Below are 13,045 nucleotides of genomic sequence, written 5' to 3'. Positions count from 1 at the left end.
CTTCTCGGGAGAACGCCATGGCTTCCTCCACCAAGACCCTCGCTCTGCTCGCCCTCCTCTCAAGCCTCGTGGGCGCCCCCGCCCTGGCGCAGGCCCCAGCCCCGCAGGCGCCCACGGCCACGGTCCCGACCGCACCCGCCCGGCCCACGGCACCGAGCGCTCCGGTCGCCGGGTCGCCGAACGCCGCCAAGACGGCGCTGATCGACCTCAACAGTGCCAGCGCCGCGGAACTCGATGCGCTGCCCGGCATCGGCGCAGCCCGCGCGGCCGCGATCATCAAGGGCCGTCCCTACCGCGGCAAGGACGATCTGGTCTCCAAGAAGATCATCCCGAAGACCGTCTACGACGGCATCAAGGACAAGGTCATCGCCAAGCAGAAGTAGCCGCCTACTCGGCGATCGCCCCCTGAGGCAGGGAGAAGCCCGGGGGGACCTTCTCGGCCGCGGCCTTCGGCGGCGCATGCCGGGCGGGGGCCTTCTTGCGGGCCACCGCCTTCGGGGCCGCCTTCACGGCGGGCGGCGCCTCGCAGGCACGGAAGGTCAGCTGCGCCAGGGGCGACCCCTCCTCGCTGACGATGGTGATCGAATCGGGCAGCGCCGGCAGGGTCGGCTGCCACTTGATCGGGCCACCCAGCATCGCCTCGATGGCCGCCGGGCCGCTTCCGCGCCGCAGGTTCGAGAAGTCCGGGCCGTAGGCGGTCGCGACCTTTCCCGCGATCACCACCAGCAGCACCTCGTTCACCTCGGGCGTCAGCGGCCGCAGCGGATTGGTGGTCTGGACCTGGCCGGCCCGGGTGACCACCATCTTGAAGCTCTTGCCGTTCTCGAAACGCGCCGCGCTGGCCCCGCAGGGCTGCGCGGACGGGGGACCGGCCGACGGGGCAGGTTCGTTCGGTGCCGGTTCGTTCGGCGCCGGGGTGGTTGGTACTGGCGCGGTCGGCGCCTGGGCCGGCGCAGCCGCAGCCGCCTGCCCGATCGACAGGGGGAACGACGCAGCGCACAGCAGGGCGACGCCCCCGCGAGCCAGCAGCCTCATCGACCCGCCTCCGGCGGACCGCGCCGGGCCGGCTCATCGCGCTCTCTCTTGGTCAGGGCTCTGATCGGTTCCAATTCGGACGCCTCCAAGTCGAGCACGTGCGGATCGGGCGACCTCTGATCGAGGACCTGTGCCGTCCGATCGATCGGACTGCGACGCGGGCCGACCGAACCCAGGAACAGGTCTTCGTCCTCCGAATCAAGCTCGGAGTGCATGCGCAGGGGTTCGCGCCGGCCCCGGGCCGCCATCACGGCGACGGCCACGACGGCGAGGACGAAGATCAATATTGCCAGGATGATGAACAGACGCTCCATGAGGCCCGCAGCTCTAACCCGGTCACCCGCTCGCCGCCAGCCCGGGCCACGCGGAACGCTCCTTGCGTGGGCGGTCAGACCGGGCCAATGCGGACAGACCGGAGCCGGAACCGACCGATGCAGCACGTGCCGAGCCGCAAGCCCGAGGACCTTGAGGACCACCTCCTCGGCCTGATCGAGGCCGCCCGGGATCAGGCGCGGGAGGACCCGTTCCGCAACCCCGTGCTGGCCGTGGCCCTGGCGATCACCCGGCGGTTCGACCGGGGCGAGATCGCGGCGGACGATCTCGAACCCCTGTTCGTGCGGTTGCGCGCGGAATCCCTGGCGGCGCGGGCGGCGCGGCTGCGCAGCTATGTCGGGCTCCCGGCCGGGCCCGTCGACGCGGCGGCCTCGATCCCAGCCCGACTCGTGGCGGCGGCGCCCGATGGGGCCGACGGCTTCGAGCGCTTCGCGGCCTTCATCCACCGCACCGCCTTCGCGGTGGTGTTCACGGCGCACCCGACCTTCGGGATGCCGCGGGCCGTGGCCGACCTCCTCGCGGAGGCGGCGAGCCGGCCCGACGCCGGCGCCGGCCTGATCGAGCGTGCCGCCGCCCACTCGACGCGACCTGACGCGCCGATCACCCTGGATGTCGAGTTCGAGCAGGCCTGCGCGGCGGCCAACAACGCGCGGCTGGCGCTCGACGCCTTCAACGGCGCGCTGCTCGACGCCGCCCGCGCCCGCTGGCCGGAAAGCTGGACCGAGCTGACACCCCGCCCCTTCGCGATCGCGAGCTGGGTCGGCTGCGACACCGACGGGCGGACCGATATCGGCTGGTGGGACACCCTGCGCTACCGGCTGATCTCGAAGCGCATGCAGTTCGACCGGGTGATGCGCGAGCTGCCCGAGATCGCCGGCTGCCGCCCGGTCCGGGCGCTGGCCGAGGAGGCGCTGGCGGCGGTCAACCGCCAGCTCGCGGTGGCGCCGCGGCTCGGCGACAAGCCCTCCCTCGAATCGGTACACCGTTTCGCCCTGGCGCTGATCATCGAGCGCGAGCGCGCCCAGACCGATGCCGGCGCCCTGGTGGACGGCCTCACCGCGGCGATCGAAGCCGCCGACGACCCGGCCGACAAGCGCCGGATCGCGATCCTGCGCGCCGGCGTCGCCACGCACGGGCTGTCGAATGCCCTGCCGCATTTCCGGCTGAACGCCAGCCAGGTCCACAACGCGGTGCGTCGGGTGATCGACCTTGAGGGCGAGCCGACCGACGCGGCCCGCCGCCGCTCGCACCTCGCGACCATCCACGCGCTCCTGAACGACGTGCGGCCGGTGGCGGTGGATTTCGGGGCGCTCGCCGCCGAGCGGGCCTCGGCCGCCCGGCTGATGATGACGATCGCCCAGATCCTCAAGCACGTGGACGGCACCCATCCGGTGCGCTTCCTGATCGCCGAGACCGAGACCGGCTACACGCTCCTCGCCGCCCTCTGGCTCGCGCGCCACTATGGCATCGCCGACAAGCTGGAGATCACCCCGCTGTTCGAGACGGCGAGCGCCCTGGAGCAGGGCATCCGGGTGCTCGACGACGCGCTGCGCAACCCGCACTGGCGCCGGTACCTGAAGCGCATCGGCCGGCTGACCGTGCAGTTCGGCTACTCGGATTCCGGCCGCTATGTCGGCCAGCTCGCCGCCACCTTCTGGATCGAGCGCCTGCGCCTGCGCATCACCGAGATGCTGGTCCAGAACGGCCTCGCCGACATCGAGCTCGCGATCTTCGACACCCACGGCGAGTCGATCGGGCGCGGCGCCCATCCGACCTCCTTGCGCGACCGCCTCGCCTATCTCGCGCCCGAAGATGCCCGGGATCGCGCCCGCAAAGCCGGTATCAAGGTCCGGCTCGAATCGAGCTTCCAGGGCACTGACGGCTACCTGCTGTTCGGCACCGAGGCCTTGGCGGAGGCCAGCGTCGCCCGCATCAGTGAGCACGTCTACGCCCTCGATATCGCGCAGGACGATTCCTTCGCGGAAGACGCCCTCGGCGACGATGAGGCGGGGGCCGACGCCAAGGACGATCCGATCTATTCCGAGCCCGACTTCGCCCTGGAATTCTTCACGGCGGCCCGCCAGGACATGGAGGCGCTGGTGGACGATCCGGGCTACGCGGCGCTGCTCGGCACCTTCGGCCCGAGCCTGATCGACCGCACCGGCTCGCGCCCCGTGGCGCGCCAGAGCGACACTGGCGGCCCGGCCCGCATCACCCATCCGCGCCAGATGCGGGCGATCCCCAACAACGCGATCCTGCACCAGCTCGGCTTCCTGGCGAATTCCCTCCACGGGATCGGCCGCGCCGCCCAGCGCGGGCCCGACCTGTTCCGCGACATGCGCCGCGATTCGGTGCGCTTCTCCCGGGCCTTCCGGCTGGTGCAGCACGCGGCTTCGGTCGGCGACCTCGACGTGCTGCGCGCCTATATCGACACCCTCGACCCGGCCGTGTGGCTGGAGCGGGCACGGCGCACGCAGAAGGATTTCCGCCGGGACGAGCTGGTGGTGATCGCGGGCGCGCTGGAGCGCCTCGATCTGGCCTCAGCCCTTCGAAGCCTGTTCGGGCGGCTGACCCGCGACTGGCTCGCCCTGACGGCGGCCGCGCCCGACCTGCCCGTGATGTCGCCGCGGCTGACCCTGCTGCACGCCCTGCGGCTCGCTTTGATCCACCGGATCTGGTTCCTGGCGGTGCATATCCCCGGCTTCCGGCCGCAGGCGGGCGTCTCCCGCGAGCAGCTTTTGGAGCGCTTCCTGCGCCTCGACATCGACGGCTGCCTGACGCTGCTCGACGAGATTTTTCCGGTCACGCCGGATCCGACGCTCGGCCTCAATTTCGGCGAACCGGCGGGTCCCCGGGATGTCGGCACCTACGAAGCCGAGCACGCCAACCTGTTCCAGCCGATCCGCCGGATGTTCGAGCAGGTGCGCGAGATCTCGGGGATGATCCAGCACGAAGTGGGGGCGTTCGGATAAGCGGCGGCGGGGGCCTGTCGGCGCGCCGGACGCCCCCGGCCGCCTCCACCATCAGTACCGTTCCGCTGATCCCGGTACGCGCACCCGCGCCCCGGCCGGCAAGTCCGGCCCCTCGACCCGCCACAGCGTGTCGTCGAACCGGATGCGCCCGGCGGCCTGCACGATCGGCTCGCCCAACATCCCCGCGCGCCCGATCAGCCCGCGATCGGGCCGGTTCAGGTCCGGCGCACCCCGCCCGGCGGCGCGCCGGTCGAGCCGGGTCGCAGCCGTGACCAGCACGACGGCGAGCCCCGCGAACGGCAGCGTCTGCCCCCGCCACGGCACTGGGAGCGCCGCCGCCAGGTGGCCGGTGCCCACGTCCGCGACCGCCGGATGGTGCGGATGAACCAGTCTCACACCGGCTTGATCATCTTTGGTTCAGGCCGCCGCGCCTAGGAAGTCTGACAGCGTCGCGCTCGTCGTCGCTCCGGCCCGTCGACGCAACGCTTGGTGAAGAGACCTGCGACATGATAACCGCCGCCGCAGTACGGAATTAAGTCCTTCCGATTTGCTGCGCTCGGCGAATATCCCTACCCTACGAGAGTTGGTGCGCGCGTGAAGATTGCTGTCCTCGCACATCTCAAATACCCGATCGGCCAGCCCTATGCCGGCGGTCTGGAGATGCACACGCACCTGCTCACCGTCGCGCTGAAGCGGCACGGGCATGATGTGACGCTGTTCGCCAGCCGCGGTTCGGACCCGGCGCTCGATCCGGTGATGCTGTGCGATCCCACGGGGGATGCCCTGATGGATCCCGAGCGCGAGGCGGCGATCGACCGGGCCGAGCACGACGCCTACCGGCGGATGATGGACATGGTCGCGGCCGGCGGCTTCGACCTCGTGCACAACAACGCCCTGCACGCCCTGCCCCTCCAGGAGAGCGCCCGGCTGGGCCTGCCATGGGTCACGGTGCTGCACACGCCGCCCTTCGAGGCGCTGGTGCGCGGCATCGTGAAGGCCGATCCCGACATGGCCTTCCTGGCGGTCTCACCCTCCCTCGCGCAGGAATGGGCCACGCTCGTGCCCGACGCGCAGGTGGTCGATAACGGCGTCGACCTCTCGAATTTCGCCTTCAACGCGGCGGCCGACGCGGTACCCTACGCCTTCTGGTCGGGCCGGATCGTGCCCGAAAAGGGGCTGCACCTCGCCATCGACGCCGCGCGGGCGGCCGGCCTGCCGCTGGTCTTCGCCGGGCCGAAGCTCAACCCGGCCTATTGGGCGGCCGAGATCGCGCCGCGGCTCGGGCCGGACCTCACGCATCTCGGCCATCTCTCACACCGGGATCTCGCCCACCATCTCGGCCGGGCTCGGGTGGCGATCGTGTCGCCGCGCTGGGAGGAGCCGTTCGGCCTCGTGGTCGCGGAGGCGCTGGCCTGCGGCACGCCGGTGGCCGCCTTCCGTCGCGGCGCCATGCCCGACATCCTCGACGCGCAATGCGGCCGGCTCGCCGATCCCGACGACGCGCAGGATCTCTCCGTGGCGATCCGGGAGGCCGCTGGCCTGTCCCGACGCGCCTGCCGCGACCGGGCCGAGGCGCTCTACGACGCCTCCGCGATGACCGCGCGCTATCTCGAAGCCTACGAGGCCGTCATGGCGCGCTGCGCCGAGCGGGCCCGGCCGGCCCTGCGGGTCGCGGGCGGGCGCGGCTGAGATGAGCGGCCGGCCCGATCTCGCGCGCGGCGTCGTCTGCATCCCGGCACGGAACGAGGCGGAGCGGCTGCCGCTCCTGCTCGCATCGCTCGACGGGCAGACCGGGGTCCCGACACCGGTGCGCGTCGTCGTGCTGGCCAACAACTGCACGGACGGGACGGCGGCGGCGGTCCGGGCCGGGCAGGCCGTGGGCGCCTGGCCGGCGCTCGACATCCGGCTGATCGAGGCGACCCTGTCCGGTGCGGAGGCCCATGTCGGCACCGCACGGCGTATGGCGCTTCAGGCGGGCGCGGATTGGCTCGCGGAGGACGGCGTTCCGGACGGGGTTCTGCTCACCACAGACGCGGATGCCCGCCTGCCGGCCGACTGGATCGCCGCGAACCTGCGGGCCCTTGAGCACGCGGATGTCGTCGGCGGCCGCCTCGTCATCGACGACGATGGCGACGCGGACCCGGGACTGGCGGATCTCCATGCCCGGATCGAGCTTTACTGGGCCGGAGTCCGACGCCTGGAGGATCTGATCGACCCCCCACCCTATGACCCGGCCCCGCGCCACGGCGACCATACCGGCGCGAGCCTCGCCGTCCCGGTCTCGCTCTACCGCGCGGTCGGCGGTCTGCCGCCGCTGCCCTGCGGCGAGGACAATGCTCTTGTCGGTCTGCTGCGCGCTCACGGCGCCCGCCTGCGCCATTGCCCGGATGTGCGCGTGATGGTCTCCGCCCGCCACCAGGGCCGGGTCTCGGGCGGGATGGCGACCGAGATGGCCCGCCGCGCCCGCGTGCTCGAAGGCGAGGCCTATCTGCTGCCGGAGGCCGCCCATTGGCAGGCGCTGATCCTGCGCCGGGCGGCTTTGCGCCGGGCCTTCCACCTCCCGCCCCCGGCCCACGTCACCGCCTGCGCGCGGCTCGGCCTCGGGACCGACGACCTCGCGGTTCTCGGCCCCTGCCCCAACGACATCGCCTTCGTCGAGCGGGCCGACCGGATTCTCGAATCGCGCAGCCCGCCCGCCCGGGAATGCCCCCTCGACCAGGCGCTCGCCGACCTCGACGCCCTGGCCCTGTCGCTGCGGGACGCGGCGTGACCCGCGGCATCGGCTGGTACGTCCACCACCAGGGCGCCGGCCATCTCCAGCGGGCCCGGGCGGTGGCGGCCGCCCTGCCCCGGCCCTGCACGATCATCGGCACACTCGCCGGTTTCGACACCACCGGCCTCGACATCCTCGACCTGCCCGACGACCGCCCGCTCGGCGACGCGGCTTTCGACGGCCGGGACGGGGCGGCCGAGCGGCCGGAGGCGCTGCACTACGCGCCCCTGAACCATCCCGGCGTGCGGTCCCGGATGGCGCGCATCGCCGAATGGGTGGCGCGGACCGATCCGGCGCTCCTCGTGGTCGACGTTTCGGTAGAGGTGGCGCTGTTCGCGCGCCTGCTCTCGGTCCCGACGCTGGTGGTGCGGCTCGCCGGCACCCGCACCGACCCGCCGCATTGCGAAGCGTTTCGGAGCGCGAGCCGCCTTCTCGCACCGTTTCCCGAAGTTTTGGATGGCGCGGGCGTGCCCCAGTGGATTCAGGCCAAAACGTTCTACGCGGGTTTTCTCGGCCACCCGGCCCGGGCCGCCACCGAGGCGAGCCGCGACATCGTGGTGGTGTTTGGCCAGGGCGGCGCGGGCGGCGACGTTTCTGCGCTGGCCGCAGCGGCCCGGTCCGTGCCCGACCGGTCCTGGCACGTGCTGGGGCCGGTCTCAGGCTCGGGCGCGATCCCGGACAACCTGCACCTGCACGGCTGGGTCCCCGATGTGGCCGCGCATGTCGCGCGGGCCGCCCTGCTGGTCGGGGGCGGCGGCGATGGGGTGGTGGCGCTAGCGGCGGCGCAGGCCAAGCGCTTTCTCTGTCTGCCGGAGGAACGGGCTTATGGCGAGCAGACCGAGAAGGCCGCCGCCCTGGCCCGGCTCGGCGCCGCCATCGTGCACGCGGGTTGGCCCGAAGCTTCCGCATGGCCGGGCCTGATCCGGGCGGGCCTCGCCCTCGATCCGGCGGTGATCGGCGGACTGCACAAACCCAACGCGGTGGCCGACTGCGCGGCGGCGATTGACGCGCTCGCGGCCTCCTTCAAGCCTCAATAAAAAGACGCCCGCCTCGTCGGCAGACGCCTATCCGACGCGGCGCGACGCCGCGCAGAGCTTACGAGATCAGGTCGAGCTTGGCCGCCTCGATCCCGTCGGCCCGGATCGCGTCCGGAATCGCGGAGAAATCCCGGTAGCCGGCCTCGCGCGCCATGGCATCGAGCGCCGTCTGCTCGTCATCGGCCGCGCCGGTCCAGAGCACGGCACCGCTCTTCTTCTGCTTGATCTGAAAGATGCTCATCGAACCTTCTCCGGTCGTGAGAAGACCATTGCCGCGATAACGCCGCGGTTCGCGATGGGTTGCAGGACAAAGACCGGAAAAGCGGCGCCTTTCTTCAGCGCGCGACATGCGGCGCGCGGTCCGGCGACGTCCTCGATCGCAGGCGTTATACTGGGCCTCATTGAGGACCCTGCGCCATGAAATCGCCGACCTACTCGACGAGGAACCGGCGTAATCAATCGAGCGCCGACTGCGAGGCCCCGTCGTGAAATCCCTCCGTTGGCGCGCGTCCCGCCTCGGCCTCCTGTGCGGGCTCGCGGTTCTTGCCACGGCGCCAGCCTCGGCCGTCGAGAGCGCCGCCGTCCCCGATGCCGCCGCCATCGCGCCCGCCGTGACCGTAGTCCCGGCCGAGAGCCGTGAGATCGTCGAGCGGGCCGTCGTCACCGGCACCCTCGTGCCCCGGGACGAGATCCTGGTCTCCCCCGAGGTCGAGGGGCTGCGCATCACCGAGTTGCTGGTCGAGGAGGGCGACCGCGTCACCAAGGGTCAGGTGCTCGCCCGGCTGTCGCAGGAGATGATCGCCACGCAGGAGGCCTCGAACGCGGCGGCGATCGCGCGGGCCCAGGCGGCGATCGTCCAGGCGCAGAGCCAGATCGTCCAGGCGGAGGCCGCCAACGTCGAGGCCAAGCAGGCGCTGGAGCGCGCCCAGGCGCTCGCCAAGACCGGCAACGCCACGGCGGCCGTGCTGGAGCAGCGCGTCTCAGCGGCGCAGGGGGCGGAAGGCCGCCTCGCCGCCGCGAAGGGTGGGCTGCAATCGGCCCAGGCCGACCTCGCCACCGCCCGGGCCGCCGGGGCCGAGATCGCCCTGCGGCGCGCGCGCACCGACATCCGCGCGCCCGAAGCCGGGATCGTCAACCGCCGCACCGCCCGGATCGGCGCCACCGCCACCGCGGTCGGGGAGCCCCTGTTCCGGCTGATCGCCCGGGGCGAGATCGAACTGGAGGGCGAGGTGCCCGAGACCTCGCTCGCACGCATCCAGGTCGGCAACCCGGCGAGTCTCGATCTCGACGACGGCCGGCATATCCTGGGTACGGTCCGCCGGGTCTATCCCGAGGTCGACCGGGCGACCCGGCTCGGCAAGGTCCGCATCCGGCTGGGCGACGACCCGGCCCTGCGCATCGGTGCCTTCGCCCGCGGCAACGTCGAGGTGGCCCGCCGCACCGGCGTCGCGGTTCCGGTCTCCAGCCTGCTCTACGCGGCGGACGGGCGCGCCAGCGTGCTGGTGGTCAAGGACGGCCGGGTCGAGGCGCGGATTGTCGCCACGGGCCTGTCGGCAGACGGCTTCACCGAGCTCCGCTCGGGCGTCGCGGCCGGCGAGAGCGTCGTGGCCCGCGCGGGCAGCTTCCTGCGCGACGGCGACCGGGTGCGTCCCGTGCCCGTCAAGGCCAGCACGCCGATCGCCGACGCGGCCCCGCGGTAGGACCGAACCATGCGCCTCAACGTCTCCGCCTGGGCGATCCGCAAGCCGCTGCCCTCGGTGGTGTTGTTCCTCGTCCTGATGATCCTGGGGCTGGTGAGCTTCCGCTCGCTGCCGATCACCCGGTTCCCCAACATCGACATCCCGATCGTCTCGGTGACGATCACCCAGTCCGGCGCCGCGCCGGCCGAGTTGCAGACCCAGGTCACCAAATGGGTCGAGGATTCGATCGCCGGCGTGAAGGGCGTCAAGCACATCCTCTCGACGATCACGGAGGGCATCTCCACCACCACGATCGAGTTCCGGCTGGAGGTGAACCAGGATCGGGCGACCAACGACGTCAAGGACGCCATCGCCAAGATCCGCCAGAACCTGCCGCGCACGATCGACGAGCCGATCGTCTCGCGCGTCGAGATCGCCGGCCTGCCCATCATGGTCTACGGCGCCTCCGCGCCCGCCATGACGCCCGAGGACCTGTCGTGGTTCGTGGACGACGTGGTGGCCCGGGGCCTTCAGAGCGTGAAGGGCGTCGGCGGCGTCGAGCGTCTGGGCGGCGTCGCCCGCGAGATCCGCGTCACCCTGAAGCCCGACCGGCTGCTGGCGCTGGGCATCACCGCGGCGGACGTGAACCGGCAATTGCGCCTGACCTCGGCCGACATGGCCGGCGGCCGGGCGGAAATCGGCGGCCAGGAGCAGTCGATCCGCGCGCTCGCCGCCTCGGCGAGCCTGGAGACGTTGGCCAAGACCTCGATCGTCGTGCCGGGCAACCGCAAGGTCCGGCTCGACGAGCTCGCGACCCTCTCGGACACCGCCGAGGAGCCCCGCACCTTCGCGCGCTTCAACGGCGAGCCGGTGGTGGCCTTCGCGATCTCCCGGGCCAACGGCGCGAGCGACGCTGACGTCGCGATGGGCGTCGCCAAGAAGATCGCGGCGCTCCATGCCGCCAATCCCGACGTGCGCTTCGACCTGATCGACACCAGCGTCGACAACACGATCGGCAATTACCACTCGGCCATGATGGGCCTGATCGAGGGCGCCGCCCTGGCGGTGGTCGTCGTGCTGCTGTTCCTGCGCGACTGGCGGGCGACGCTGATCGCCGCGGTGGCGCTGCCGCTCTCGGTGCTGCCGACCTTCTGGGTGATGAGCGCGCTGGGCTTCTCGCTCAACGCGGTCAGCCTGCTGGCAATCACGCTGGTCACCGGCATCCTCGTCGATGACGCGATCGTGGAGATAGAGAACATCGTCCGCCACATGCGGATGGGGAAATCGCCCTACCGCGCTGCCCTGGAGGCCGCTGACGAGATCGGGCTTGCGGTCATCGCCATCACGGCGACCATCATGGCGATCTTCTCGCCCGTATCGTTCATGGGCGGCATCGCCGGCCAGTATTTCAAGCAGTTCGGCCTGACGATTGCGGCCGCGGTGTTCATGTCGCTGCTGGTGGCGCGGCTGATCACGCCGCTCCTCGCCGCCTACTTTTTGCGCGACCACGGGCCGGACCACACGCGCGACGGGTTCGTGATGCGCGGCTACACCCGCCTCGTGGCGTGGTCGGTGCGGCACAAGTTCATCACGCTGGTCCTCGGCATCGCGTGCTTTGCCGCCTCCATCGCCTCCACGGGCCTGCTGCCGGCGGGCTTCCTGCCGGCGGAGGATCAGGCGCGCACGCTGTTCGTCCTGGAACTGCCGCCGGGCGCCCGGCTCCAGGACACCGTCCAGGTGAGCGACCGGATCGAGGCGAAGATCCGGGCGCTGCCCGAAGTGAAGAGCGTGTTCGTGGATGGCGGCCGGCAATTGCCCGGCAAGAAGGAGGTCCGGCTCGCGAGCCTGACCATCAACCTCACGCCGAAGAACACCCGCCATCGCACCCAGAAACAGGTCGATGCCGAGGTCGCCGCGATCCTGCGCGAGGAGCCGGATCTCCGTTTCTGGGCTTTGCGCGAGAACGGTCAGCGCGATCTCGCGCTGATCATCGCCGGCCCCGACAAGGCGGTCGTCGCCGATGTCGCCGCCAAGCTCCAGCGCGAGGCGCAGCAGATCCCGCACCTCGTCAACGTCATGTCGACGGTGCCGCTGGACCGGACCGAGGTCCGGATCCGGCCGAAGCCCGCGGTCGCGGCCGATCTCGGAGTCTCCACCGACACGATCGCCGAGACCGTGCGGGTCGGGACGATCGGCGACATCGGCATGAACCTCGCCAAGTTCAACGCCACCGACCGGCAGATCCCGATCCGCGTGCAGCTCCCCGAGAGCTTGCGCGGCCGGCTCTCCGAGTTCGAGACCCTGAAGGTGCCGGTGAAGGGCGGGGCCGCGGTGCCGCTCGCCACCGTCGCCGATATCAGCCTCGGCCAGGGACCGACCGGCATCGACCGCTACGACCGCGCGGTACGCGTGGCGCTCGAAGGCGACATGCAGGGCTCGGATGCCCTGGCCGAGCTGATCAGCCAGGTCATGAACCTGCCGACCGCCAGGAACCTGCCGCCCGGAGTGACGATCAGCCAGACCGGCGACGCCGAGGTGATGGGCGAGGTGTTCGAGGGTTTTGCCCTCGCCATGGGCGCCGGCCTGATGATGGTGTTCGGCGTGCTGATCCTGCTGTTCGGCAACTTCCTCCAGCCGCTGACCATCCTGTTCTCGCTGCCGCTCTCCATCGGCGGCGCGATCCTGGCGCTCCTGATCTGCCACATGCCGATCTCGATGCCGGTGGTGATCGGCATCCTGATGCTGATGGGCGTGGTCACCAAGAACGCCATCATGCTGGTCGACTTCGCCGTCGAGCAGATCCGGGCCGGGGTCGATCGGAACGTCGCCATCGTCGATGCCGGCCGGAAGCGCGCCCGGCCGATCGTGATGACCACCATCGCCATGGCGGCCGGCATGGTGCCCTCGGCGCTCGCCTACGGGATCGGCGGCGAGTTCCGCTCGCCCATGGCGGTGGCGGTGATCGGCGGCCTGCTCGTCTCCACCGTGCTGTCGCTGGTCTTCGTACCGGCGATCTTCGTGCTGATGGACGACCTGTCCCACCTGATGAAGCGGCTGTTCGGGCGCTTCGTGGGCGAGCGGGACGACCCGGAGGACGCGCATGCATCCGACCCGGCGCATCCGGCCAATGACGGGCACCTGCCACCGCCGCGCATAGCAGCGGAATAGTGATCTGCATTGCGCAACGCGCCGCGATGCGCTGTGACTCCCGCCGGC

The 13,045-nt window shown here is 71.4% G+C and carries 11 protein-coding genes; 7 read left to right on the top strand and 4 right to left on the bottom strand.

Translation table 11 applies throughout. The features are described 5' to 3' along the window. Positions 1-17 precede the first annotated feature (17 nt). Entirely contained in the window at positions 18-383 is a 366-nt protein-coding gene (locus FVE89_RS08920) for a helix-hairpin-helix domain-containing protein (RefSeq protein WP_160533681.1), read from the top strand. A 4-nt stretch (positions 384-387) separates the two neighbouring features. Here the strand turns inward: FVE89_RS08920 and FVE89_RS08915 are convergent, their stop codons facing one another. Together FVE89_RS08915 and FVE89_RS08910 are read right to left on the bottom strand one after the other, a co-directional pair. After that, positions 388-1,035: a hypothetical protein gene (locus FVE89_RS08915; protein ID WP_160533680.1), complete on the bottom strand. Its 648-nt coding sequence runs from the start codon at positions 1,033-1,035 to the stop codon at positions 388-390. After that, a complete protein-coding gene (locus FVE89_RS08910; RefSeq protein WP_160533679.1) occupies positions 1,032-1,349 on the bottom strand; it encodes a hypothetical protein in 318 nt (105 codons plus the stop codon). Before FVE89_RS08910 ends, FVE89_RS08915 begins: the two co-directional genes overlap by 4 nt. A gap of 117 nt (positions 1,350-1,466) precedes the next feature. Between FVE89_RS08910 and FVE89_RS08905 the strand changes: the two genes are divergently transcribed. Then, a complete protein-coding gene (locus FVE89_RS08905; protein WP_160533678.1) occupies positions 1,467-4,340 on the top strand; it encodes a phosphoenolpyruvate carboxylase in 2,874 nt (957 codons plus the stop codon). A gap of 51 nt (positions 4,341-4,391) precedes the next feature. On the opposite strand, the gene FVE89_RS08900 is transcribed toward FVE89_RS08905, so the two are convergent. After that, positions 4,392-4,736 carry an NfeD family protein gene (locus tag FVE89_RS08900; protein WP_342389666.1) on the bottom strand — a complete coding sequence of 115 codons (345 nt, stop codon included), beginning with the start codon at positions 4,734-4,736 and terminating at the stop codon, positions 4,392-4,394. 198 nt (positions 4,737-4,934) lie between these two features. Here FVE89_RS08900 and FVE89_RS08895 point away from each other — a divergent pair, with 198 nt between their 5' ends. Genes FVE89_RS08895 through FVE89_RS08885 form a run of 3 tightly spaced genes read left to right on the top strand, consistent with a single transcriptional unit; the run spans position 4,935 to position 8,150 of the window. Then, the gene (locus tag FVE89_RS08895) at positions 4,935-6,029 is read left to right on the top strand and encodes a glycosyltransferase (RefSeq protein WP_160533677.1); all 1,095 of its coding nucleotides are present in this window, start codon (positions 4,935-4,937) and stop codon (positions 6,027-6,029) included. A gap of 1 nt (position 6,030) precedes the next feature. Beyond that, a complete protein-coding gene (locus FVE89_RS08890; protein WP_160533676.1) occupies positions 6,031-7,110 on the top strand; it encodes a glycosyltransferase in 1,080 nt (359 codons plus the stop codon). Beyond that, on the top strand, positions 7,107-8,150 hold the full coding sequence (locus tag FVE89_RS08885; protein ID WP_160533675.1) for a glycosyltransferase: 1,044 nt from the start codon (positions 7,107-7,109) through the stop codon (positions 8,148-8,150). The genes FVE89_RS08890 and FVE89_RS08885 overlap by 4 nt, the downstream gene beginning before the upstream one ends. 58 nt (positions 8,151-8,208) lie before the next feature. Here FVE89_RS08885 and FVE89_RS08880 read toward each other — a convergent pair whose 3' ends face one another. Then, a complete protein-coding gene (locus FVE89_RS08880) occupies positions 8,209-8,391 on the bottom strand; it encodes a hypothetical protein (RefSeq protein WP_160533674.1) in 183 nt (60 codons plus the stop codon). 244 nt (positions 8,392-8,635) lie between these two features. Between FVE89_RS08880 and FVE89_RS08875 the strand changes: the two genes are divergently transcribed. Together FVE89_RS08875 and FVE89_RS08870 are read left to right on the top strand one after the other, a co-directional pair. Next, positions 8,636-9,850 (top strand): efflux RND transporter periplasmic adaptor subunit, encoded by a 1,215-nt coding sequence (locus tag FVE89_RS08875; RefSeq protein WP_160533673.1) that lies wholly within the window; start codon positions 8,636-8,638, stop codon positions 9,848-9,850. Positions 9,851-9,859: 9 nt separating this feature from the next. Continuing rightward, positions 9,860-12,997, top strand: a complete 3,138-nt coding sequence (locus FVE89_RS08870) for an efflux RND transporter permease subunit (RefSeq protein WP_160533672.1) — start codon at positions 9,860-9,862, stop codon at positions 12,995-12,997. Positions 12,998-13,045: the final 48 nt, after the last annotated feature.

The organism is Methylobacterium sp. 2A, from assembly GCF_009806555.1.
In the GTDB taxonomy this organism is placed as follows: domain Bacteria; phylum Pseudomonadota; class Alphaproteobacteria; order Rhizobiales; family Beijerinckiaceae; genus Methylobacterium.
Note: the sequence above shows the minus strand (reverse complement) of the source record. Positions and strands in the feature narration are given on the sequence as shown.